Here is a 25,044-nt window from a genome sequence, read left to right as displayed (position 1 = left end):
TAATTAATTCTAGAGCTTGTTCATGGTTCATGCGAGAACACTCTCCTTATCTAAGTCTTTCACGGCTGATTTAATGCGATTAAAAATTTGACCAGCTCCTTTTGGCGTGGTTACGCCAGTATACTCTTCCAAATCTGGGCTCGCAAATCCTACCTCCACCAAACAGGCAAGATCCGCCCTATCAAAGTAGGCTTTATCTAGTAATCTACTGAGATCATATTTACTTTGAGACCAATCGTAGTTTTGACTTGGATCGTACATAGTCACTCGTGACTCCTCCATACGAGCTACACCCTTGCATTGAACGTATATTCTTTTTCCAGATGGGCTAACCACAATTAAATCCAATTGGTTGCGTAGGTCGTCGTTTCTGGACGGTTCTAGTACTTCATAAACTTCTTTACCTCCAATATCTCCAGCTTGGATGGCAAACGCAGTAGCCACTTCTGCCATAACTCCGCGGTATAGTTGATCAATATAAGTAGTACTTGGCTCTTCGCCATTAATTGTTGCTGCCTTATTTATTGTGCGCAGGCCTTCCCAAAAGCTTTTTGCTTCATCGTAGGTTACATTATTATTAAGAAATACTGAAGCTACCAAATGCGTAAATATGGCACCTCTATACGCCGCTTCAGCTCCAACGTCATCTCTTTCCGGTTTAATCCCAAGTCTTGCAGCTTTAACCTCACGAGCACGATTAGTTACAAAAAGTTCTGTGGTCATTGTCATCATTGCGATAAAGCCAATTTCTTCTTTCGACAACTTTTCTCCTCTAAAAACATCTGCGTCACCTACGATTGTGGCGTCAATAAACTCATCCATAAGGGTACAAAATTCTTTAATGGAATCATTAGTTGTTCTTCCTTTACTTCTTTCACCGAAAGATTCGTTGAAGGTACTACTTGCCTCTCTGGCTACGCTTTCAGAGATTTCAGTTATTCGTTCTGATGGCACCATGTTAAATTCTATACTGGCGTTTTTGACGGTAATATCTTCCAGGGTTTGCATAACTTGAATATTATCATATTGGGCTAATTAGGTTAATATAAAAGTTATGTCCGGGAACTTTTCTTTAGAACTTCTGTTTACTTTACTGGCCGCCGTGGTTGGTGGAGCTGTTGCCAAGAAGCTGCGCTTACCGTTGGTCGTTGGTTATCTCGTCGCCGGTGTCGTCATCGGCGTGGCTTTTAAGGTTCGCTTTGGGGTTGGAACTTTAACACCGGCTCTGGCCGAACTCGGCGTTGCCATGCTGCTCTTTTCGGTGGGTCTGGAATTTTCATTATCACGTATTTTCAAAACCGGGCGCCCTGCAATCTTGGGGGCATGCCTTCAGATTCTGGCGACAATCATTGGCAGTACTTTAATTTTTACGATCTTTTTTAACTTTTCTTTATTTAAAGCGCTATTTTTTGGTAGTTTAATCTCTTTGTCATCGACAGCCATTATCGCCAAGAGTCTAGCCGACAAGGGCGCTCTGGAATCCGTTTATGGCGAATTACTCATCGTCTGGCTGCTGATTCAAGATCTGGCGGTGATTCCGCTCCTGGTCATCTTTTCGGCTTCTGGTGATCTTTCCGGCGGTAGTGTTGTCTTAACCATTTTATTATCACTTTTAAAAGCGGGAGCGTTTCTGGTCGTCGTTGTGCTGGTTGGCCGTAAAGTAATACCGTTGATATTCTCTAAACTAGCATTTTTGGGGAGTCGGGAACTACTGACTGTGGCTTCGTTTGCGGCTTGTGTCCTTTTAGGCTTTGTCACATATTCTTTTGGTATCTCCTTTGCCGTTGGAGCTTTCTTAGGTGGCGTCATGCTGGCCTCAGCGGAGCTTAGTCACGAAATCCACGGCATCATTAGGCCCTTGCGCGACCTTTTCGCGGCGGTTTTTTTCGTATCTCTGGGATTCCTAGTAGATCTACCTGTCATAAAAAGTTCGCTGTTTATTATTATAATAATATTTATAATCGTTATAACGATAAAGTTCGCCGTTAGCTTTTTGACAGTTAAATTCTTAGGATACCATCGTCAAATATCTTTTAAAGTCGCGATGGGTTTAACGATGACTTCGGAATTCGCCTTCATCATTGCAGCCCTAGGACTGCGACTTAATCTAATTACCACGGAATTTTATCAAGTTTGTTTGGCGGTTATCATTTTGTCACTTTTAGTTCTGCCGGTTCTCTTTGATAAAGCGGATTATATTTATTGGTGGTTGTCGGGGTTGCTTAATTGGACTGGAGAGAAGCCGGCCCGAGTTGTCATCGCGCGGTCAAATGACACGACTAACCACGTCGTTCTGGTTGGCTATGGCCGAGTGGGGAAGCATATCGCGGAAGCTCTCATCACGGCCAACATTCCGGTCGTGATCGTTGATTATAATCTGCATGCTCTTAAAGAAGCTCGAATGCATGGTCTGTCCTTCGTCTACGGCGATCCTGCCTCCGAAAGTGTTCTTAAGGCGGCCCATATTGAGTCGGCCCGGGCACTCGTCCTAGCTGTTCCTGATGTAATGGCGGAAGAACTGATTATTAAAGAAACTCGTCGGGTGGCCGCAAATCTTAAAATATTTTGTAGGGCGCACACTGCGGTTGATGCTGACTTTTTACGAGGCTTTAACGTCACCGCTGTTGTTGAGCCGGAGCTGGAGGCCGCGAAGAGCATTGTGGAGAAGTTAATATAATAAGAATTTGAAATTTTCAATTTACAATTTGAAATCAATATACGCTCGCTTGGCTCGCTACCAATTTGTAAAGTAACAACAACCGATGTTTGAAACATTTAAAATTTAATATTGAATTCAAATTTCAAATTAGGGACAAAGTGATTGACCGTGGTTACTCTCGCTGCTAAACTAACTTAATGCACTTCGATTTGGTCTCCCTAATCCAAAGTTTTGGGTATGTTGGAATTATAGGAATTGTTTTTGCGGAATCGGGTTTACTCTTTGGTTTTTTTCTACCAGGGGATAGTCTCCTCATTACTGCCGGCTTGCTGGCAGCCCGCGGTCACCTTAACATTTATCTGTTGATCATCTTATCGTCCGTGGCCGCCATTGTCGGCGACTCCGTTGGGTACTGGTTTGGGCGCAGAGTAGGGCACCGGATTTTTAATCGTAAAGAAGGCCTCTTTTTTCACGAAAAAAATATTCAAAAAGCCGAAGAATTTTATAAAAAACACGGCGGTAAAGCCATCATTTTGGCCCGTTTTATGCCTTTTATTCGGACTTTTGCTCCAATTGTAGCCGGCATTGGCAAAATGGATTATCCGCGGTTTTTAGCTTTTAACGTCATCGGCGGTCTGTTCTGGGTCCTTTTAACGTCTCTGTTTGGCTATTTCATTGGCAATTTGATCCCAAATATTGATCGCTATATATTGGTTGTCATCGCGGTCATTGTTGGTCTATCAGTCCTGCCCTCAGCAGTGCATTTTTATAAAGAAAACAAAGTCCTCATCAACGGGAAGCTTCGAAAACTCCTCTTGTCATTCCGGGCTTAACTAATAATCTATTTACGTAATAATTTGAAATTTTCAATTTACAATTTGAATTCAATTTTAAATGTTTAAAAATTTAAATTTTAAAAATTGAATTCAACAATTTGCCACAAATTGGTAGTGAACGAAGTGAACGTTCATTTCAAATTTCGAATTGAAAATTAAATCCATCTTGTTGTCCTCAATATCTCTGTCCATCAAACTCCCTCTTGACGTCACACCCAACCTGAATCTAATATCTACTCAATGCCCAAAAGAGTTACTGCCACTTCACGCCGGAATACTACGAAAAAAGCTTCCTGGAAGGCCGTCCGCAATCGTCATACTTTATCGCACCGGCTAAAACTCGCCGGAATTTCTATTTTAGGGATCCTGGTGGCCGGGGTCGTTTTTGGTGGTTTGTCTTTCGCGCAGTTTATTAAATCACCGTTGTCGCTCGCTTCCGGCAGTTTTCCAGAAGGCCGTGTTTGGAACGACGTCACCCCTTTAAATCTAGTCATTATCGTTACTGATGACCGTTTGGAAGAAGTCAAGAAATTAGGGATAGCGACTTTCGATAAACATCAAAAAAGTCTGTCTTTCGTGTCGGTTCCAACCAACGTTACTGTTGACTACCCATTAGGTCTGGGAGCTGCCCCTTTGTCATCTGCCATTATTTTAGGTGACAGCTTAAATCCCAAAATTGGTTTAGGCTTAATTTCCAAGGTCATCTTAAAGAATTTAGCCCTTCCAATTGACCGTTACGCCTTAATTACCGAGTCGAATTTAGCCAAATGGACTAGTAATCCGGCCGATTTTAAAGAATCATTGCGTTTTAGAAATATCGGGCATTATCCACAAATTCTTACTTTTATAAAAGAAAATATCGTTACCAATTTAAGTCTAACCGAAATGGGGGACGTGCTACTATTTTTAAAGACGGTAGAGCCGCAAAAAACCAACATCGCCGGTTTTTCCGGTCTTGGTGAAACACTAGATAGCCACTGGTCTGATTTTTATACCCGCGGCCTCCTTAAAGAAAAGCGAGTGCCTGTCCTCATCCTTAATGCCACTGACCGCGAGGGCTTGGGTCTGTGGGCGGTGCGATTTATCCAGAATTTAGGCGGCGATGCTTTAACGGCCACTAATGCCACCGGTAATTATGCCAAGAGTTTCATTATTACTAGTGATCCCAGCCTCCCGGTCGTCTCGCTCCTCGGTCGCACTTTAAACATTAGTACCGTTTACAATACTCGTGACTTACCAGCCCAAAAAGAGTACTCCAGCAGCCGCGCCGAGGTCACTCTCGTCCTTGGCCTTGACCAAATGAGCGTTTTGTGATATAAATCCCATTAAGTCTCTCTCTCCTTTCTTCACCCGCCCTCCAAAATTAGGGGGCGGGTATTTAATTGTGGTCATAATTCCTCTTGTCATTCCGGGCTTGACCCGGAATCCAGTAACCTCCGATTTACTCTCATTTGTCATCCGAATTAATCCGAATCGAGTCCGAATATTTCCGAATATCGGTTTAAGTTTTACGAACTTTATGTGGCCTTCTCTCAATCCACGTAGGGGCGCAGCCCCAAAGGGGAGCCTTCGGCTCATGCTGCGCCCATACAAGATCGAGAAGAAGGCCTTTAAAAAGATCACTGACAAATTTATGCTCAAGCAGTAAACTGTCAATCGATGTGACTGGATTCCGGGTCAAGCCCGGAATGACATATTCTAAAAGCACTTGCTTCCTTAATTGTGTCGGACTATACTCCCATTATCCAGCGAATCTTTAAGTACTTAATATAGTGCTGATTACCGTTCTCGTTATATTCGCAATTGTTGCAGTAGCGGGCTATTTAGCCTGGCGGAGTTCCTATGAGCCCCAGAAATCGGTTTCAAAAACTTTTGACAACGCCGTTTTAGAAATTAAAGTTCCCAAAAATAACACCGAAAAATTGTCTGTATTAGATCTTCACAAAGCGCCTATCGCTTCGGAACAGATGTTTTCCTCGTTGCACGGTTTGCTGCAATTGTCTTCAGAAATTCAAGAACACCTATCATTTGAAATCGTGGTTCGCAGCGGCGAAATCGTCTTTTACGCCGTCGTTCCTCGTCATCTCCAGTCATTTGTAGAAGGTCAAATTTACGCTCAATACCCGGATTCTCAAATTAAAGAAGTTAAGGATTATATGACTGAAGTGGCTATTGGTGGTGAAAACGCCGTTACCGGGGCTTATTTATCACTATCAAAACCCACATTTTTTCCGATTAAAAGCTTTTTGGATTTCGAAGTTGACCCGCTATCTGCCATTACCGGCGCTCTTTCCGGCATTAACGATGCTTCTTTGGCCGGTATCCAGATTCTGCTGCGACCGGTCCCCGACAAATGGCAAAAGGCCGGCTATAGCTATGTGGAGAAGATTCGGATGGGGCTAAAACCGGTGACGATATCAATGTCAGAAATTGGTAAAACCTTCACGACGGAATTATTAAGTATATTTTTAGATATTCCCAAAAAGCTTTTCACGACAGCCGCGTATGTACCACCGGCGCGCACTGCCGATAAAAGTCAGCCGGTGCGGCTTTCAGCCGGTCAAGATTTAGAATTAAAGGCGGTCGAAAATAAACTCACTAAGATGGGCTTTGAGGTGGGAATTCGCCTCATCGTCAAAAGCTATACCAAAGCCCTAACCACCGAATATTTGCGGGCTCTTGAGGCTTCTTTTACTCAATTTTCCACTTCTCATTTAAATAGCTTTGCCGCTGCCACGGCCGCTGTTCCCGAAGCTTTTACCGATGACTATATTAAGCGACGCTTTCCCGATGCCTCATCCTACATTCTAAACACGGAGGAGTTGGCCTCTATTTTCCATTTGCCATCAGCCACCGTGGAAACGCCCACCATTTCCTGGGCCTTCGCGCGTCGCAGTGAGCCTCCTTTGAACTTACCAACGAAAGATTGCACTTATTTTGGGGTCACTACTTTCCGCGACAAGGCTCTAAAGTTTGGGATTCGCGATATTGATCGCACTGTTCACATGTACGCGATAGGGAAAACCGGCACCGGCAAGTCGACTATTTTTAAGAATATGATTGTTCAAGACATCGAGCGTGGGGCCGGGGTAGGGGTTATCGATCCGCACGGTCAGCTTATCGAAGAACTCTTAGAATTTGTGCCGGAGCATCGACTAAAAGACGTCGTTCTGTTTGATCCTTCCGACACCGCTCGGCCGCCGGCTTTGAATATTCTAGAGTGCCCGGATCAAGCTCAAAAAAACTTAATGGCTTCGGGACTAGTTGAAGTCTTTAAAAAGAACTTTGAAAATTCCTGGGGGCCACGTTTAGAATATCTCCTTAATAACTGTTTTTTAACGCTGCTGGAAGTGCCGGGGACGACTCTCCTTGGCGTTCTGCGTCTTCTAAATGATGATAACTATCGCAAGTTCATTCTGTATCAAGTAAAAGACCCGGTCATAAAACGCTTCTGGGAGGTAGAGTTCATGGAAATGAAGGGCAACCAAAAGCTAATTACCGAAGCCGTTAGCCCTATTCAAAACAAAGTCGGTCGTTTCCTGTCTTCTTCCACGATGCGCAATATTCTCGGCCAAAAAACCTCTTCTATCAAACTAGACGAGATTATGGACACCGGCAAAATCTTCTTCGTAAGCCTGGCTAAAGGTAAAATTGGAGAAGATAACTCTAATTTACTAGGCTCAATGATCATTAGTCGTTTGCAATTTATGGCCATGCAGCGGGTTACGCGGCCCGAAAGCCAGAGGCCCTACTTCTTCTTATTTGTTGACGAGTTTCAGAATTTCGCCACCGGGGCATTTGCCAACATTCTATCCGAAGCTCGGAAAATGCACCTCTGCTTGCATTTAACTCACCAATACGTCACTCAGCTCCCGGAAGAACTGCAGCAAGCCGTCTTTGGCAACGTTGGCACCTTTGTTGCCTTAACACTGGGCGCGGTTGACGCTAAATATCTGGCTCCCGAATTCGCGCCGGTTTTTAACGAAACCGATCTTATTACTCTAGAACCCCATCACATGTACGTTAAAATGATGGTTAACGGGATGACCTGTATGCCTTTTTCAGCGGCCTCTTTAAAGCCACCAGTGCCCCCGGAGAAGAACTTTAAGGAAGAGGCTCGTCGACTCTCCAGTCAAACCTACGGCACTGATTCCGCCTTTGTAGAAGAGAAGGTAAAATTGTGGATGAATCGACAATTTAACATGGGGATGGCGATCGCCGACGAAAAACGTCACGGTGTTGTACCGCCTTCAACTCCATTGATCAACGTCGATCCCTTATTACCAACGTCAGTACAATCAAAAGACGTGATTGACGATGAGGAGTAGGGGAGTATAGAGTGGTTAGTATCTAGTCATTCCGGCCCCGGAGCCGGAATCCAGTAAACGATCAAAATCCAATCGAATTTACTGGATTGCGGGTCAAGCCCGCAATGACATATTGATTAATATGACAAAAAAGAGTCCTAAAGTGCAAATTCAATTCATAAATCAGGCCTTGCAGCAATCCGCCGCGAGCCTGGCAACAGCTAAGACGCTCATGAAAGAGCTGGAAGATAGCCTTTCCGAATTTTTACCCTCCCCCAAAGACCTGCCCGGCATTATTGGCAAGTTTGACGGCACTTATCTTGTAACCGACGACAACCAAAAATTCCAAGTCCCCGAAAATTACGCCAGTAAATCTAAATTAGTGTATGGCGATACTCTTAAAATGATTGAGGGGGCAGAAGGCGCCACTTTTAAACAGATCGAACGGGTCAAACGAACTATTCTAAGTGGAATTCTCGCCAAGAAGGACGGCAAGTTCGTTGTACTTACCTCTGATGGCAGTCATAACTTAATTCCGGCGGCTGTTTCTTTTCACCATGGTCAAGAAGGCGACGAGGCTCGCGTAATTGTTCCCGAAGAACATCGTAACTGCTCGTTTGCTACTTTAGACGAAATTCCGACTCGTGATGCCGAATTTAAGATTCCGGCTCCGAAAGTGGAAGTTGAGGGAGAACATGAGGTTAAACATGAAGAGACTAAGTCAGTCACTTCTGTTAGCGAAATTACTAGTATTAATATTCCGGAAGTTTTGACCACAAAGCCGGTTGAAATTAAGCCTGTTGTTAAAAAACAGAAAGAGGCTGTTAGGAGTATCACTACTGAGCCGGAGGTCAAACCGAGATTTAGAAAAGTAACTCCAGAATTTGATCCGCGTATTAAGCCAATTCCACAGCCGGAACCATTTCCATTGGTAAAAAAGCCAGCTGCGCCTCTGCAGTCCCCACCTCTTCCACCCCCAGGCAATGGGGCCGTCACCAGCCTAGTTGGCGACGACGACCTTCGGTAATACTTGTTCTACAGGTGTATAATCTTCTCTTAGCAAATAACACATAAGGAGAGTTATGAGAATATTAACCAGTAAGAAACAGGTCGCCAGATTTGGGGATGTTGGAATTGTTTATCTAGGATCAAGTTCACGTTCAAAGGCGACCTATCAAAGAGTCGTCATTTTTTTCGATAACAGTGTCTTAAGGGTGAGACAGATTCATTGCGTGTTGCAAAACCTTGGTTGGGCAGAGGTCACAGTAAACGATGAACCGGACTTTTTAATATTGAATACAGTTTCGATTACGGTTCAGATTCCCATATCCAACCATCCGAAAAATTCTCGAGAGATGATGACAAAGCTTTTGACTGATTTGTGTGAAGCGGTCTCCAGAGTTGTTACTGAACACCCCGTGTGGTGGAGTTATTGAGGTCTGTTCGACGACGTGCCTGAAGTTTTTTCCATGGGGAAGAAATAGCAGGCACGTTTTCATTTTCATACGTCATTCCGGCCTTGGAGCCGGAATCCAGTAAAAGATGCGATCCAACGATGTAGGGGCGGGGTTTTCCCGCCCGCATAGATCCACATCCGTGAAAATCCGTTGATAATCCGTGAAGATCCTGCTTAAGGTTTGGTGTTACTGGATTCCGGGTCAAGCCCGGAATGACTAATCAGAGCTATAACCTTGCGCTTGCAGCTGAAACGCCTTTTCGTAGACCCCATGTTTGTCCAATAATGCTTGATGGATGCCTTCTTCGACAATTTCACCGTGGGCCAGAACGATGATCCGGTCGGCGTTTCTAACAGTCGAAAAGCGGTGAGAGATAATGATTACCGACTTGCCTTTAAACGACTCGTAAATGCGATTAAATATATTGTATTCAGAAACGGCGTCAATCGAGGCCGTCGGTTCATCAAAAATGACGACGGGGGAGTCGCGGTAGAAGAATCTCGCAATGGCTATCTTTTGCCACTGGCCGGTTGATGGTCTATCTATGCACTTTAGCGCCGTCGCTGATACCCTTCTTTAACGAACTTCCTTATTAACTTAATATTCGGCCAACGCAACCGTTATACCCGATAGTATTTGACTTATAGGAGCAAATAAATGGACGCAAAAGAAAGAGAGCAACTGCTTCAGCTAAAGCTCGATCGTAGAACTTCCGTTCGCGGAATGCACTGGGCCAACTTCCTTCCGCAGCAAGGTAGCTACTTAATAGGCTACGGCTGGATCCCGTTGACGGAAGTTAATCTCGACGGAAAGCCTGTTGGTGACGATTTTGAATTTGCCTTTGAGGGTGAATTGCGGTACTTCATCATCAACACCGATTTCGCGAGGGGGTTCGTAGCGATTAGCCTTACTGCATCTGATCGTGGGGAAGCATTGGCTGAGAGCATCACTTTGGCGAAGCATCTATTTTGTTATCGCTCCGAGCTCGTTTTGTTGCGACAAGCCTCGACGGGACGATGATATAGAGGAAGAAATAGCAGGCACGTTTTTTGTTTTTTGAGGGCGCTATGAATGGCGCCCCTACGTTGGTTTTCTGGCGATTAATAAAATCAAACGTAGGGGCTTGATTCATCAAGCCCTCAACCCAACAGAGAAATTTTTGTGATTGTTTCTATCTCGGGCCCATATTTTAGGGTTTAGAACAATGTACGTCCTAATTCGCTTATAATCATCATAATCCCAAATAATATGATCATAATAACCTCGTTGCCAAAGATGCTGACCTATTAAATGCGACGCTTCTGCTTTAAAACTTCTAATCATCTCACCTAAAATATAGACAGGTTTACCATTTTTGCTGGCCTCCTCGTTCATTAAGCTTAAATCTGCATGAATATGGTTTGGCATGATTTGGTACTCATCAAGTTCCACTGGAAACTTCTGGGGTAAATTTTCCCACAAACCTTTAATCTGTTTACCGGTTTCATTTAACTTCATTTCACCTGGCGAGTATTTCGTGATAACGTCTGGGAATTGCGTTCGTGCGATGGTTAAATCGACGCCGGTTGAGGGCGCCATGAATGACGCCCCTACGTTGGGGTTGGAGTCACTTGACGACTCTGTTTCTATTCTAGGATCAGGGATTAGTGCTTCGCCTAAGATAATTGACGGATCCGAATTAATAATCTCTCCAAAAAGATATTTACGATCGGCGGTACAAATTGTTACAAAATAGTCAGCGTCAGATTTGTAGTCGAATCCTTTAAGTCTGGGGTTACGACGATGGTAGTAGGGCATTTACGGTTTAATTATATTATAAATCTTTGAGGGCTTGATAAATCAAGCCCCTACGTTCTTGTTCTACGGTATTACTCTTCAGTCGTTTCGTCTCCTACTTGAAAGCGGGCTTCGGGGTTAATGCCTTGCTTTTCGGCCCGAAATATGGGTTTAGGGCTACGAGCTAACATCTCTACGAAAGTCTGCCGTTCAACTCCCAGGAATGTCGCCGTCATTTCTTTAACACCAAAGACTTTCTTGGCGTTCACGAAGTCTGCAATGTCGGAGCTAACGCAGCCGATGGCCCGATCATTCTTATCTTGCACGATGACCTGGTCGGCATTGATCTTTAAAGTAAACACTTGGCCGGAAACGATTTTGCGAGGATTAATTTTTTGGGAATCGAGGTGAGCGGTGATTTTCTTGGTGGTCCCGGGCTCAATTAAAAAGTTACCGGCAGTTTCGGAGCCGCGATAAGAAGTAGTAACAATGCCGCTTTTAAGCTGATCCAAATTTCGCTGAGCTACGGGGTGAAGTGGGTCAATTTTAAGGACTTTTTTAAAAGTTTCTACCGCTTTGGGGATTTTAGTAAGTTCAATGTAAGCCCGACCGAGTCTGCAAAGAGCTTCCACGTCTTCAGAATTCGCTTTAAGTATTTCTTGATTTAGTTCTACGGCCGCCGGCCAGCGTCTTTCCAGGGCGGCGGTAATTGCTTGGTCTTCCATCGTGTTGAAGGTTACTTGAGTGGGGACGGATTGTCAAGAAGTCACTTTGTCATTCCGGCCCCAACGCTGGAATCCAGTAAACGGTGGAGATGATTAAATTTTTAATTTTTAAAAAACCGGATTTAAAATATTGTAATATTAAAAATTTTTTAAGATATTAAAAATTAAGAATTAAAAATTACGATCCTTTACTAGATTCCGGGTCAAGCCCGGAATGACATGTTTTTTCTACTAATTCACTCTTTCCCTAACCACATATGTCTTCCGTCCGGAGCTTTCAAAATAGGTCCGCATCAACAGCTCCCCAATCAAACCGGTACTTATCATCTGAATACCAATAATTATCATTAAAATCGCAATCGTAAACAGTGGCCTATTAGCAATGGCTTGGCCGAGAATTCTGATGACGACTAAGTAAGCGGTCAGAATAAAGCCGATGCCTGCCACAATACCTCCAGTGACCCCAAAGAGGCGTCCCGGCATCGCCATGAAAGGCTTTTTGGCGAACTTAAGCATAAAGGCCAGCGTCATCAGATCTAAAAGTACTTTAATAGTGCGCTTGTTGCCTTTATAGGCAGAGACGCCAAAGTCGCGATCATTAAATTCGACTTCAAATTCCGTCATCTTCGGGCTAAACACAGTCAAATAATCTGGAATAAAGCGGTGCATTTCTCCGTACAGCTTCAGATTATCCGTCAACACTTTCCTAAAACCTTTAAGGCCGCTTCCTCGATCTTTCATATCAACCCCCGAGATTTTAGTGATCAACTTATTAGCCATTCCGCTTTTAGCGGCTTTTTGACCACCCCAACGGCCTTGTCTATTTGTATTTACAAAGTCATAGCCTTCATTAAGCTTTGCAATTACTTTAGTAACGTTTTCTAAGGGGATTTCTAGGTCAGCGGAAAGGACTAAGACGTAGTCGCCAGTAGCCACATCAAAACCGGCCTGGTAGGCGCAGCTTTGGCCAAAATTACCCATTTGATTGATGCCGACGATATTTGCGTGGTCCTTTGAATAGCTCTTCATGACCTCCCAGGTTTTGTCTTTAGAGCCGTCATTAACGGCAATAATCTCTAAATCCAGTTTTTCCTGTTTGGCCAGGTCCAAAAGACCATCGAAAGTTCGATTAATATTCTTTTCTTCGTTGTAACAGGGGATAATAATAGAAGTTTTCATATTCTTAAATACTATCACGGTAAATCTGCCAGTGTATAGGTTTTCTTTCCTTGACTCTCGAAATAGATCCGAATCAAAAGTTCACCTAGGAGTCCCAGGACCACAAATAAAGCTCCAAGCATCATCATTAAAATAGCCAGTAGGAGTAGGGGACGGTTGGCGATACTGTGATTTAACACCAAGCGTTCAAAAGCCAGCTCAATACTTAAAATAAGACCAATTCCTAGAGAAACTAAACCAGGACCGGCAAAAATCTTTATTGGGGTGGTTGAAAACGGTGGCGTCGTTGCGGAAATTAAGAACTTTAAGAAGAGAATTTCAAGTAAGGCTTCAGGAGCATTAATCGAGTGTTTAGTCTTGTTTTTGCTTTTAGTGGCCACGTGTTCAATGTCTAACTCTTTAAAATTGGCGCCGTGCAGGCTGGCCAGCGCCGGTAAAAATAAATGGTGACTACCGTATATCTTCAGGTTTTTAAGAACACTTTTTTTAGACAGTCGCATCGGCGAAGTAATGTCATAAATTCGTTTGCCAGTGATAGCACTAATTAAGCGATTGCCAATTTTGGCCATAAGCGCTCGAGCTTTATTACTGTGAAGCTTGCCCCGCCGTCGTCCCACAATCAGATCGTAGTCTCCGTCCTTCATAGCGCTTAAAAACTTAGGAAGTTCCTCAGGATGGTTTTCTAAAGTAGGGCTAATAGTGAATACTAAATCACCTTTAGCAGCATCGAAACCAGCTTGCAATCCCGCGGCCATGCCGTAGTGACGGGTAAAAGAGAGGACTTTTATATGGGGGTCAGTTTTCTTTAGAGCCTGGATTTTTTGTAGAGTATTGTCGGTAGAGGCATCGTCAATGAAGACGATTTCGTAAGAAGTTGGGTGCTCCGCCAAAACCTTCTCGAGCCGTTCATAAAGCTCATTTATGGTATCGGCGTTGTTATGTAAATAACTGACAACAGACAGGTTCATAGACGTAAACGAGTATACTCTAGCATTTACGCTATATCAAATTAGACGTTGGGAAGCGTCTTATACCACTCTGGCATCATTTTAAAGACCTCAACTTGCCGCCGCACCCCTTCTTCCAATGTCGCTTGAGGCGTATAGCCGAGAATCTTCTTGGCTTTGCTAATATCGGCGCTGGCGGCCACATCACCTTTGTCTACTTCCACAATGTCGTACGGCACGGGCTTGTTCATGACGACTTCTATGGCTTTAAACCAATCCATAATCGATTTCGGATCCGAAGTTCCAATGTTAAAGATGTCAAACTTCGTAGCATAGTCAAGGCACAGAAGAATACCGGCCACTTGGTCATCGATGTACGTGCTGTCTTTAGCGCTATCTAAGCCTTTGCGACCGTAAATTTGGACGTTTTTGTTGTTGTAGGTGAAGTTAATGGCTCGTTGCATGAGCATTCCGTATGGTCTTTGTAACGGTCCATATATCGGCCCGAAGATGCGGTCGATTACAATGGGGAGACCATAGACGACGGAAGCAGCATGGCAGAGGACTTCACCAGCCACTTTCGTAGCCCCATAAGGTGAGGCGGCGTTGGTCACGTTATCTTCTTCGGTTACTTTCTTATCCTCGCGGTTGCCGTAGACAGACGAGGAAGAGCCGAAAACAAACTTTTTAACGGCATTTTCTTTAGAGACATTTAGTAAATTTATAGTGCCATCAACGTTTACAGAGGTGTAGAGGCGAGGATTCTTGGTCGAAAGGGGCACGCCGGCCATGGCGGCGAGGTGGACCACAGCGTCAAACTTTTCCTTTTCAAAAAGGTATTCTAAAAAGTCGTAGTTTACAATATCGCCTTCAATAAAATTAAAATAACCACGCTCTTTAGAAATCGGATTACGATAGAAAGACTCCATCTGCTTGTAGATCGGTTCAATGGTTTTAATAGGCAGAAACTGAGTTTTACGGCCCGCGGCTAAATTACAGAGGTCAACATTAATTTCTTTACACTCTTTGGGGTAGTAATTATTGAAATTATCAAAGCCGACTACGTCGTCGCCGCGCCAAACAAGAGCTCTGGCCACATAAGACCCAATAAATCCAGCGGCCCCTGATACAAAAACTTTCATACAATCATTTAATCACACCTTGTCAAAAACTAATACTTCTGCGAGTCTTTTGTCTTTTCCGGCAAGATCTAGCAGCACCCCAATTGCAGATATACCTTCGGTTTTGGCGATGATGTCTACTTGCTCTTTTATATTGTCTAAACTTAACGGAAGGGAGTTATCATTTTTGGGCAGCTTCCCTGCGTAAAGAAGGTAATAGAAATAAAAAGTGGTGGCACGAAGGACTTCTATTTCTTGTTGCTCTCTTGAAGCTTTGATACCATTTTTACTTAAAATTTGCTCGAAAGAGTTAACCGCTTGGGTGTTAACGTCACCAATAATGATTCTAGCGCCGGGCTTTGCGGTTCTTAAAGCTTCCGAAACTACTTGTTCTTGCTTGTCTTGAGGAATATACCGCATTACACCAAAAGATATAACCTCATCGATTGAACCTGGAGCAATACCCAGAGCCCCCGCGTCCATTACAAAGTTTTGAATCCGGTCGAATGGTATATTTGATGTAGTATGTGCATGATTGTAGGCTTGGTCGTGGAGGCAAACTACCGGGTTAAAATCGACATCCATGACTGTTAGGTTTTGATTTCTCAATACAGCTGCTCGGCTAAATACCCCCCAACCAGAGCCTATGTTAGCTACAACTCCAGATTGGCCTTTGGCCATATTGCTATACCCAAAGACAAATTCTGTCTCTTCATTAAAAAGCTGTTCTTCTCTTTTAGCTAAAGCTTCAAAAACTTCAGGATTACTAAATATTTCTTCGCGAAGAATTTCTGGATCAAGTATATTTCTTAGTTCTCCGTAAGCGATGCGGGTCTCGTTTCGGTAGCTATCCAGACTGGCTTTAAGATCCGCAAAGCTGTTATTATTTTCCTGCTTTTCTGTCATTGGTTGATATTATACTGCTCTTTGTATAAACTATTGAAGTGCGAGTTTTAGTGACCGGCTCAGCTGGCTTTATTGGCTACAATTTATGTCGAGATCTTTTGTCGCTCGGGCATTCCGTTATCGGTATTGATAAGCATTCTAATGATTACGCTGTCTCTATTAAAGAAAATCATACTGAGGAATTAAAGAAATTTAAAAACTTTGAGTTTATTAAATTAGATATCGTCAATGATGGGTTCGCGTCTATTTTGAGTGGACAAAAAGTCGATTACGTCGTTCACCTTGCCGCTAAAGATCTTTATTATGATTCTCACGATCGTATAGAGTATAGTCCGTATCTAGAGAACAACGTCATTGGGACTTCACGAATGTTTGAATTGGCCAAAACTCTACAAGCAAAGAAGTTTATTTTTGCGTCCACCCATAGCGTCTACGGTGTGACCAAAAAGGGCATATTTACCGAAAAGAAACTAATCCCGCAACCGATTTCACCACATGGCGCTTCAAAACTAGCCGCTGAGCATGTAGTTCACTACATGAGCAACTTTTATGAGCTGCCTTCAGTCATTCTTAGAATCTTCTCGGTTTACGGTCCGGGGATGCGGCCTCACACAGTTATCCCACATATTATTGATCGAATTAATTCCGATCGGCCTCTGGAATTGTATGGTAGTTCTTCTCAAAAGCGAGACTTTATATATATTGATGACGTGATCAGTTACATTAAAGCTGCCTTTAACAAGCGTTTAAAGTATCAGGTAATAAATGTCGCTAGTGGAAAATCGATTTCATTAGAGAGCTTAGCGGGGGAGATAGCCAAAATTTTAGGTCAAGATAATTTGGCTGTCGCTATAAATCGTTCTTCGAAAGATTTTAGTAAAGTGCTTGTTAGTGATGTTTTAGCAGACACCAGTCGAGCTAAAAAGCTTCTTAAACATTCTCCACAAATAACACTAGAAGAAGGTTTAAAGAAGACAGTGGTGTGGTATTTAGCCAACCCCGATATCCTCAAACTCAGCGCATAACTTATAGACCTTGACAAATCTCCTATAGTTATTTATAATCCCTCACAACACATTTGGTATACCGTATTTGTATATCTTTTGTATGTAATCCAAAAAACTTCATAAGGAGACGAGACAGTGGAAACAATTAATGTTTTAAGTCGGATGTATGGTAAGGCTGACGTGGCAGGATTCGTGGCGACAACTCAGAAGGCGTTAGCGCCATATGATTTGCGCTTCGTCATCTGCACGAACGTAGGTGACGCTGTTGCCGATGTGGCCAGTAAGCTTTCGAACGTGTCGGTGATCTTCGCGGACATGAATCGTTTTGATACTCCAGTCAATGCGCTCCTGAAGGTGGCGGCTAAGAATGGTGTGTTCTCACCAAACGCCTTGTTTTTAAGCCCTGGCATCAGCATAACCGCTAACCACATTTTGGCGGCCGATGCTCAAATTCAGACATATGACCTGTTTTCCTTTAGCTGGCAGGTCGAAGGGATGCTCAATGACGGCTCACGTCCTGGTCGACTTGGCTACAACTCAGCGATGCTGTACAACGGTCACCTGCTGTCAAATCACACCGGAAATGTGCCTGAACACNNNGGTGATGTGCAGCACGGTCCAACAGGTGGTGGTGAGGAAACTACCCAGATGGCTTCAGTGCTTAAGCATGGTGATTACAATGCTAACCAGGTGTTATTTGGATTCGACCGGACCGTTATCCCATCAGCGGCTAAGACTTCGACAGGCAACATCGGCTTCGATTGGAAAATCGCTCGAAAAGTTCCGATGGCTCTGAAGTACTTGGAAATGCTGGGGCTGACGGAAGCGGATCTGATGGCACACATCAAGATCTACAGCTAGAAGAATCAAGTGCAGAGGCGTACGACTCTCGGTAAAGATCGTTCGTACACCTCTGCAAGTGACATTTTAGCACTTGTGAGAACAAAAATTGAAGGAAATCATGAATATTAAATTTAGCAGTCAGTTCCGCGACGGAATTTTTAAAGCCTTTAAACTTTGGGACTCAAATGAGGCATATAACGCGAATCGTTACGGTGATATGCCTGAAGTTCCGGAGGAGTTCCAAGACGGTCTGCGTCGCAGTGTTGAGTTAATGCTGGAGTCTTTGGTTCCTTCGGTACTGAAGAGTTCGGGGGCTGAGATTGTTACGCTTTCGACTAGTTTACATGCTAAACCTGAAGACGTAGCGCTTTGCTTTCTGGCCATTAAGTTTGCTAATGATTACGTTCTGGCTAATCCTGATGGGAGACGTATTAATGAGGCAATACTTAAGGTGATGTTTCCTTTCAATCAGGAACTTCTTCAAGCTATTGCCGCTACACTTTTCGCCCGTAACTTTGCGACCGAGAAAATAAGCACAGGCAAATCTTAATAATTCCGCTAGGCAGTACATCTACTTTTCCACGGGGGGAATTTAGATTTACTGCCATTTTTTATTGACTACTTAACGAGCTTTGCGAGTTTAGCAACAATAAATCCTTCTTAGCTTCAGCGCCGGAGTCACTGGATTCCGGGTCAAGCCCGGAATGACATGTGAGTGGGCAGTTGCTTTTTATTTTTTCTGGGGGTATCGTGGAACTTGCTCTTATGTCCTCAGAAAATGCAAAACCAACGATTACGTTTGTGGGAGCGGGGTACGTGGGGCTGCCGTGGGCGGCTTACTTTGCTAACAACGGTCACAAAGTCTTCGCGGTTGACATCGACACCTCTAAAATAGATTGTATTAATTCCGGTAGTTGCCCGTTTGATGAACCTGGCCTTGGAGAAATCGTCGCACGGACGGTTAAAAGCGGAAATTTAGTCGCTACCACAGATTATTCGGTGGCCATTCCTACTTCTGACGTTGTTTTTATTTGCGTTGGCACTCCAGCCGACGAAAGTGGACATGCTGACCTTAAATATCTCTTTGCTGCCGCTACCGAAATCAGTAAAAACTTAGGCGATCATTTTACTGCCATCGTCGACCGGTCAACTGTACCCCCAGGAACCGCCGAAAAAGTCGACGCTTTCCTAAAAGAACATGTTACCGATCCCAAAAAGACTTACGCCGTGGTTTCCAGTCCCGAATTTTTACGTCAAGGCTACGCGGTAGAGGATACCAACGACCCTTCTCGGGTCATTATTGGGACTGAGGACATACGTGCGATTGCCTTGATGCAGGATATTTACAAAGATCTGACCTGCCAAAAACCAGTAATGCGCTGGGAAAGCGCCGAATTAGTTAAGTACGCTTCTAATGCTTACTTGGCTTTACGGATCGTTTTTGCCGATCAACTGGCTAATTTAGCCGAAGGAATTGGGGCAGATGTAAAAGAGGTTATTGCCGGGGCGGCTCTGGATCCCCGAATCGGTAGCCATTTTTGGTACCCAGGCCTTGGTTATGGCGGTTACTGCTTCCCCAAAGATGTTAAAGCCATCGCGTCTGTCTGCAAAGATGTGCGACCTGGCCGGAATATCTTTTCCGATATGGACGAGTTAAATACGACTCGAATTTCAAATTTCAAATTTCAAATTTCAAATTCTTTGGGCGGCTTAAAAGGTAAGAAGATTGCTGTGTGGGGTCTTTCGGCCAAGCCGCAGTCTCCGGATATGCGTGGTTCAACACCCATGCTTTTGGTAGAAGCTTTAAAAGCTGAAGGGGCTGTCATAACAGCGTTTGACCCATATGTCACGTCTGACGTTAAAGATCCGTATGACGCGGTAAAAGACGCTGACGCGCTATTAATTTTGACGGAACATAAGGTTTTTAAAGATTACGATTATGACCTGGTCAAGAAAAGTATGCGAGGGGATGTCATCCTTGACGCAAAGCGGATATTAGATCCTATTAAAATGAAGAGTCTGGGGTATAATTACCTTGGGACTGGTTATGGTAAGTAAGTATTAATAATAATTTGAAATTGAAAATTTGTTTTTACTGGATTCCGGGTCAAGCCCGGAATGACTAGTGAAATTATGTCAGGACATTCTCATTGGGCGACTACTCGCCGTCAAAAAGAAGTTAAAGACGCTAAAAAGGGCCAAATTTTTACTAAACTGGCTCGTAATATTACTATGGCCGCTCACCACGGTGGGAACCCCGATGACAACCCGTCTTTAAGACTAGCCATTGATAAGGCTCGGGAAATGAGCATGCCTATGGATAACATTAAGCGAGCGATAGACCGCGGTACTGGCACCGGCGAGGCTCGCTTAGAAGAGGTCAACTACGAAGGTTACGGCCCGGGCGGAGTAGCGTTTTTGGTTAAATGCGTTACCGATAATAAAAATCGCACTGTTTCCGAAATCCGTAATATTTTTAGTAAATCCGGCGGTAACATGGGGGAGGCGGGCAGTGCCGCTTACGTTTTTGGCGGTGATCCTGAGAACCCGCAATTTACCATTCCGGTAGACGAAGAAACTTATGCAAAAGTCGAGAAGTTGGCTGACAATTTGGAAGATAATGATGACGTGCAAGTAGTTTATACTAATGTTGAGTAGAAACTTACCACCTGTCATTCTGAACTTGATTCAGAATCCAGAAACAGATTAAAATTTTATTGGAATTACTGGATTCCGGGTCAAGCCCGGAATGACATATCTATATATGATTATACTAGGAATAGATCCAGGGACTGCTACAACTGGCTGCGGCGTCATCAAAGTAGTCGGCAAAGGAAAGCCGACGATGATTTCCTACGAAAAAGTCGTTACCGAAGCTGGCAATGAAATGACTGGTCGGCTCCTCAAACTGCACACTAACCTCACCGCCGTTATTAAACATCACAAACCCGATGTAATCGCTGTAGAGCGGCTTTTCTTTAATACCAATGTTAAAACAGCCATGACAGTGGGGCAGGCCCGCGGGGTAATTATGCTGGTAGCGGCTCAAAATAAACTACCTTTTTATGAATACACCGCCCTGCAGGCCAAGAGTATTTTGATATGGGTGAAGAGATTAAATCTGACGACTGCGCCGACGCTTTGGCCATGGCCGTTTGCCATTGGTCTAAATCCACCCAGCCGCAGCTGTCTAAGAAAGAGGCGATTAAGAAATCCGCCGCTTCTAAAAAGAAACTAATCTCCTGAGGCGTGTATAATTAAAACCATGAAAAGAGCCGTTTTCGTAGGATTATCACTTCTCTTAGCTGCAATATCAATCGGACTTTTCTATATCAACAATAACTCCAAATACTGGGTACTATTTGTAATCATTATAATTTCGTCCATACTATCAATTGCTTTTGCCAAGTTCGTACTCAAAAATAACTCATTTCTAGTCATCATCGTTCTTCCGGTAGCACTTGTAGCCGGTTTTGGTTCGGTGAGCCTCTTTTTTCCTAACTTAAATATTTACTTCCGAGGACTATTTTTCTTGGCGGCGGCCGTTAGTTTTTATATCACTTTTTTAACACTCAACGTCTTTACCGTCGTTTTAACTCAAGAAGAAGTGCACGTACCACTCCTCCGGGCCGCCGTAACCGTTGTCTCCCTTCTATTTAGTCTGACTTTATTTCTGTTGTACACTATTATATACAAGTACAGCACTATTTTTGCCGTCCAGAGCGCCATTATCTTCATAATCACCTTCCTTTTAAACCGTTTTTATTTTTGGAGCTCCACCTTAGAAACCCCGGTGGCTTTCGAAAAGGAAGCCTTCATGAGTGCTTTAATCGTTTTTGAAGTCTCTTTAGCCCTGTCCTTTCTCCCAATTGAGGCCTTCTTCCGGGGTTTTGCTCTAGTGGGCGTTGTTTACGTGATCAATGGCCTTCTCTTGGGTCGCCTAAAACACACCTTAACTCGTAAAGTGCAGCTGGAGTACGGGGCCGTGTTACTGTTTGTTTTGGCTTTATTACTAATTTTTAATTTTTAAAATGCCTGTCGAAACTGTGTTTACTGACAACCCAATCGATACCGGAGAAGTAGTGACTAGTATTGACGTTATTACTAATTTCGCCGCTAATTTAAATAGTAATATCGAGGAAAATAGAGTTAACGCTTTAGAAGATTTAGCTTCGGCTACTAGTGATTGTATTTACGAATTAAGGGATCATATTGCCGAAGCTCTAATCTCGGGCACTACGCCAACAGTTAATGCCGGAATTTTTTTATTGTGGCAAGTCGCTAAGCAGGAACAAAGTGGCAGTATTGCTACCGAAATTTTAACCAGTGTTTTAGGGTCTACGCGTACCTCCGAGGCGGCCTATGATAGTTATTTATTCTTTACTTTAGAGGAGTTAGCCACTCGGGTACCAAAATCAGATAATGACGACCCTACTTCCTATAATAATTACCTACAAGTGTTACCTGACTGTTTACTGGAAATAGCCGCTCGGGCTGCAGCTACAAGAAATTCGCCCCTAAATATTCCAGAGGCTGTTGTAGCATATGTTGACACTTTTTATAATAACTCGCCCGTTAACGAAGCAATAGCGGCATCGTATATAACTAACCGTCGGGTTGCGGCTGCTTTTACACTGTATAAAATGGCTATAGAGGCAGAAGAGGATAATTTGTTTACTTTATTAACAGATACCGCGGAGCGTCAAACCATTAGTCACATTGATAAAGTTACTACGCCGGCAGCTTATAACCGATTAACGACTAACTTAAACTCGTTGGGAGCGGAATACCAAGATTACTTCAGTAAAGTGGCTCGATTAGTAACGAAAATAGCTAGCGCTCAAACCAACATTAGTTTAGATTTAGCGGGAGCCTTAGTTACTGGCTTTACTGCTAGTTTTGAGGATTTAGAAATTTTTAGAGATGTGCCACTTGATGGTCGTGCGCTGGTATTGGCTTGGCAATATTCGGCCGCCACCGGGGTGGATCAGAAAGGCGAGAAATATAAGCCCGATTTTGCAGAGGCCGTCAACAGAAATTTACTAGCCATTGAAAAATTAGAAGAAGCTCGCCCTGGGGCTACTTGGGCGTTAAGTGGCCCACCATTTGGCATCGCTAATTTTGCCCGTTACCCCCAAACTTTATTAACAGATCAGTATGATAACATGGATGCCAATTTGCCTTATATTGCTGTATTTAACCCGAAAGGTGAGGGGTGCGATTGGAACGGGGCGTTTTACCAACAGGCATTACTTCATGACTCGATGTTTAGGCAGCTACAGAAACTTCATAACGAAGGCCATCCTCAGTATTTAATACGGGCTTTTGAGGGGGCTAGTACTTCAGAATTCAATAAAGGTTTGATTCTCTTAAAACATCGTTATTACGATGAAGCCATCGAAAAAGATCAACAGGGTCATAGAATTTCTGTACTTTTTGATTCCGGGCATGGGAATGTTAACGAGATCTTAAGAGGTGGGGAAGTGGGGGATAGGCAGCGCACCTTAACTCGCGCTCAAGTGGCCAGTTCCACTAATTTTAGAGGTGACGTTATTTCGGCGGCTGGGGCGAAGCGTTTTTTTGAGCCTCGTTTTACCTATATTCTTAACTCTTGTTCTACCGGAGAATTAGGAGCAATTGGACATGATACACTACAGCAGGCGCTTAATGCTCGAGTATTGGCTCCCCGGACTCCCGCCTATGTTGATAACGTTACCTTTAGCTTCGATGAACACGAACAGCTTATTGCCACCGCCACTCATATTAACAACGAGACTAAAGCTGTAGTCACTACTATTAGTGAAGCGAGCGGTCAAACCCTTGTCAAATTACCAGCTACGAGAGTGGGGGAGTTGACTTGAAAATACCAGTGGTTACAGCCAAAAGGGTACAATCTGTACCCTATAGTTTAGTAGAGTAGGTTAGCAGACCTATAGCGAGAGTGCTAACCCTTCGACTGGCTAAGACCAAGTCCGTAATGCTGTAGGTACAAGTAAATCTATATCAAATATAAATTATGTTGCTATAGCAATGAAAACGATGTATCGAACTTGGCGTGGTTAAGCCATCCTGAGAGCTATAGATTTAGGGTCATATGTGGATAATCCTTCGACAAGCTCAGGACAGGGCGGAGGGGCCTGTCATAGTTTGTCTGGTTCGACCCTTCGACGGGCTCAGGGCAAGCCGGCCCACATCAGAACAGCATTAAGTGGAAAGAGTACCTTTTAATCATTTTTATTTAAAAATCTTACTAGTTATTAATTTGGAATTGAGCGGTAATTATTTATAGATTTATTTCCAAAGCTAATTACATACCCCATTAAAGTTCCCAAGCCTTCCAACCAGCTTAAAATTGATATAATGTCGTTAAACATACATTTTACGACGTTACTCATATCTCTTCCCTAGGGTAGCTGTCGCCGTTGATTTTACAAGAATGCTTATTAATATTATTGTTTGATTAAATAAATTTTATATTTAAGTTACGCCACTTTAGACTTTATTAGTTACTGCCTACCCTGGGATTTGTGTCTACAAATTTCTAATAGCATGTCGTAAATCCTGTAAACGTCGTTTGGGCCGGTCGTGAATATTTTGAATGGGTCTCGCCTATTTTAAATATGAGAAATCATCTTAAAGCTTTAAGGACGGTATTTGCACGGGGTATCCAATATCCTCTATTGAATTCTTTACTCCTTAAATCTAATTGTACAACGTCGTAAATTATATATAAAAACCAAATAAACGTAGGGGTCGCATTCATGCGACCCTCAACAGATCGGTCCGAGGGCGGGATAAATCCCGCCCCTACGTTGCCGATTGATTGATATGAATTGAAAAATAATACCCGCCGCGAATTGGTATTCGAAGCGGGTTTGTACGGACTTATTAGTTAGCTCTTCAGATCTACGTAAGGTATTTTTAATGCGTTAAAGCATTTCTTTACAACGAACTCTAGGTTTTTGTTACTTAGTCTTGGTTGCAGATTACTAATGAATATTAATAGCAAATCTAACAACTGCTGCTTATACTCATCAAAGTTATATTGACAGGGTTCAGCAAGGCTAGAAGCCCAAGCGTCTAACTTTGTGGTAAATTCCTCGATTGTCAGTACATGCGGCGGGGCGTTGTTCGACAGCCCGAAAGCCATTTTTAGCTGGCGTAACGCCTCATTATAGAGTAGATACGGTAAACCAGTGTTACTCTGATTAAGACCGCATAGACTGGCTTGCGAGATTCTAAACTTTACCGGTATTTGCCTGCCCATCTCTTTTCTCCTTT

At 43.5% G+C, this 25,044-nt stretch carries 22 protein-coding genes; 15 read left to right on the top strand and 7 right to left on the bottom strand.

Annotation, left to right across the window (positions count from 1 at the left end; genetic code table 11):
* Positions 1-27: 27 nt before the first annotated feature.
* Positions 28-1,008, bottom strand: coding sequence for a hypothetical protein (locus NT141_00410; GenBank protein MCX6783524.1), 981 nt, complete (start codon positions 1,006-1,008; stop codon positions 28-30).
* A 46-nt stretch (positions 1,009-1,054) separates the two neighbouring features.
* Between NT141_00410 and NT141_00405 the strand changes: the two genes are divergently transcribed.
* The 8 genes from NT141_00405 (at position 1,055) to NT141_00370 (ending at position 10,279) form a co-directional block, all read left to right on the top strand.
* Positions 1,055-2,677: a cation:proton antiporter gene (locus NT141_00405; GenBank protein ID MCX6783523.1), complete on the top strand. Its 1,623-nt coding sequence runs from the start codon at positions 1,055-1,057 to the stop codon at positions 2,675-2,677.
* 179 nt (positions 2,678-2,856) lie between these two features.
* Positions 2,857-3,492: a VTT domain-containing protein gene (locus NT141_00400; GenBank protein ID MCX6783522.1), complete on the top strand. Its 636-nt coding sequence runs from the start codon at positions 2,857-2,859 to the stop codon at positions 3,490-3,492.
* Positions 3,493-3,735: 243 nt separating this feature from the next.
* Positions 3,736-4,809, top strand: a complete 1,074-nt coding sequence (locus tag NT141_00395) for a LytR C-terminal domain-containing protein (GenBank protein ID MCX6783521.1) — start codon at positions 3,736-3,738, stop codon at positions 4,807-4,809.
* A 458-nt stretch (positions 4,810-5,267) separates the two neighbouring features.
* Positions 5,268-7,823: a type IV secretion system DNA-binding domain-containing protein gene (locus NT141_00390; protein ID MCX6783520.1), complete on the top strand. Its 2,556-nt coding sequence runs from the start codon at positions 5,268-5,270 to the stop codon at positions 7,821-7,823.
* A gap of 121 nt (positions 7,824-7,944) precedes the next feature.
* Complete coding sequence (locus tag NT141_00385) at positions 7,945-8,829, top strand: hypothetical protein (protein MCX6783519.1); 885 nt, start codon at positions 7,945-7,947, stop codon at positions 8,827-8,829.
* Positions 8,830-8,884: 55 nt separating this feature from the next.
* Positions 8,885-9,238 carry a hypothetical protein gene (locus NT141_00380; GenBank protein MCX6783518.1) on the top strand — a complete coding sequence of 118 codons (354 nt, stop codon included), beginning with the start codon at positions 8,885-8,887 and terminating at the stop codon, positions 9,236-9,238.
* A gap of 312 nt (positions 9,239-9,550) precedes the next feature.
* Positions 9,551-9,793 carry a hypothetical protein gene (locus tag NT141_00375; protein MCX6783517.1) on the top strand — a complete coding sequence of 81 codons (243 nt, stop codon included), beginning with the start codon at positions 9,551-9,553 and terminating at the stop codon, positions 9,791-9,793.
* 123 nt (positions 9,794-9,916) lie between these two features.
* Positions 9,917-10,279 (top strand): hypothetical protein, encoded by a 363-nt coding sequence (locus NT141_00370; protein ID MCX6783516.1) that lies wholly within the window; start codon positions 9,917-9,919, stop codon positions 10,277-10,279.
* A 111-nt stretch (positions 10,280-10,390) separates the two neighbouring features.
* Here NT141_00370 and NT141_00365 read toward each other — a convergent pair whose 3' ends face one another.
* The 6 genes from NT141_00365 to NT141_00340 form a co-directional block, all read right to left on the bottom strand.
* Entirely contained in the window at positions 10,391-11,056 is a 666-nt protein-coding gene (locus NT141_00365; protein ID MCX6783515.1) for a hypothetical protein, read from the bottom strand.
* A 71-nt stretch (positions 11,057-11,127) separates the two neighbouring features.
* Positions 11,128-11,760, bottom strand: a complete 633-nt coding sequence (locus NT141_00360) for a hypothetical protein (protein ID MCX6783514.1) — start codon at positions 11,758-11,760, stop codon at positions 11,128-11,130.
* A 231-nt stretch (positions 11,761-11,991) separates the two neighbouring features.
* Entirely contained in the window at positions 11,992-12,939 is a 948-nt protein-coding gene (locus NT141_00355; protein ID MCX6783513.1) for a glycosyltransferase family 2 protein, read from the bottom strand.
* Between the two features lie 14 nt (positions 12,940-12,953).
* Positions 12,954-13,907, bottom strand: coding sequence for a glycosyltransferase family 2 protein (locus NT141_00350; protein ID MCX6783512.1), 954 nt, complete (start codon positions 13,905-13,907; stop codon positions 12,954-12,956).
* Between the two features lie 41 nt (positions 13,908-13,948).
* Positions 13,949-15,028, bottom strand: a complete 1,080-nt coding sequence (locus tag NT141_00345) for a GDP-mannose 4,6-dehydratase (protein MCX6783511.1) — start codon at positions 15,026-15,028, stop codon at positions 13,949-13,951.
* Positions 15,029-15,040: 12 nt separating this feature from the next.
* Positions 15,041-15,913, bottom strand: coding sequence for a class I SAM-dependent methyltransferase (locus NT141_00340; protein MCX6783510.1), 873 nt, complete (start codon positions 15,911-15,913; stop codon positions 15,041-15,043).
* Positions 15,914-15,951: 38 nt separating this feature from the next.
* Here NT141_00340 and NT141_00335 point away from each other — a divergent pair, with 38 nt between their 5' ends.
* From NT141_00335 to NT141_00305, 7 genes are all read left to right on the top strand, one after another.
* Complete coding sequence (locus NT141_00335; protein ID MCX6783509.1) at positions 15,952-16,938, top strand: NAD-dependent epimerase/dehydratase family protein; 987 nt, start codon at positions 15,952-15,954, stop codon at positions 16,936-16,938.
* 943 nt (positions 16,939-17,881) lie between these two features.
* On the top strand, positions 17,882-18,313 hold the full coding sequence (locus NT141_00330) for a hypothetical protein (protein MCX6783508.1): 432 nt from the start codon (positions 17,882-17,884) through the stop codon (positions 18,311-18,313).
* Positions 18,314-18,528: 215 nt separating this feature from the next.
* Positions 18,529-19,821: a UDP-glucose/GDP-mannose dehydrogenase family protein gene (locus NT141_00325; GenBank protein MCX6783507.1), complete on the top strand. Its 1,293-nt coding sequence runs from the start codon at positions 18,529-18,531 to the stop codon at positions 19,819-19,821.
* A 75-nt stretch (positions 19,822-19,896) separates the two neighbouring features.
* Positions 19,897-20,421, top strand: coding sequence for a YebC/PmpR family DNA-binding transcriptional regulator (locus NT141_00320; protein ID MCX6783506.1), 525 nt, complete (start codon positions 19,897-19,899; stop codon positions 20,419-20,421).
* Positions 20,422-20,527: 106 nt separating this feature from the next.
* The gene (locus tag NT141_00315; protein MCX6783505.1) at positions 20,528-21,001 is read left to right on the top strand and encodes a crossover junction endodeoxyribonuclease RuvC; all 474 of its coding nucleotides are present in this window, start codon (positions 20,528-20,530) and stop codon (positions 20,999-21,001) included.
* 27 nt (positions 21,002-21,028) lie between these two features.
* Positions 21,029-21,793 (top strand): hypothetical protein, encoded by a 765-nt coding sequence (locus tag NT141_00310; GenBank protein MCX6783504.1) that lies wholly within the window; start codon positions 21,029-21,031, stop codon positions 21,791-21,793.
* Between the two features lie 16 nt (positions 21,794-21,809).
* Entirely contained in the window at positions 21,810-23,624 is a 1,815-nt protein-coding gene (locus NT141_00305; GenBank protein MCX6783503.1) for a hypothetical protein, read from the top strand.
* The last annotated feature ends 1,420 nt before the right edge of the window (positions 23,625-25,044 follow it).

It is taken from the genome of candidate division WWE3 bacterium (genome assembly GCA_026396615.1).
Classification (GTDB): Bacteria; Patescibacteriota; WWE3; order JAPLWK01; family JAPLWK01; genus JAPLWK01.
This window is presented reverse-complemented; position numbering and strand designations above follow the sequence as displayed.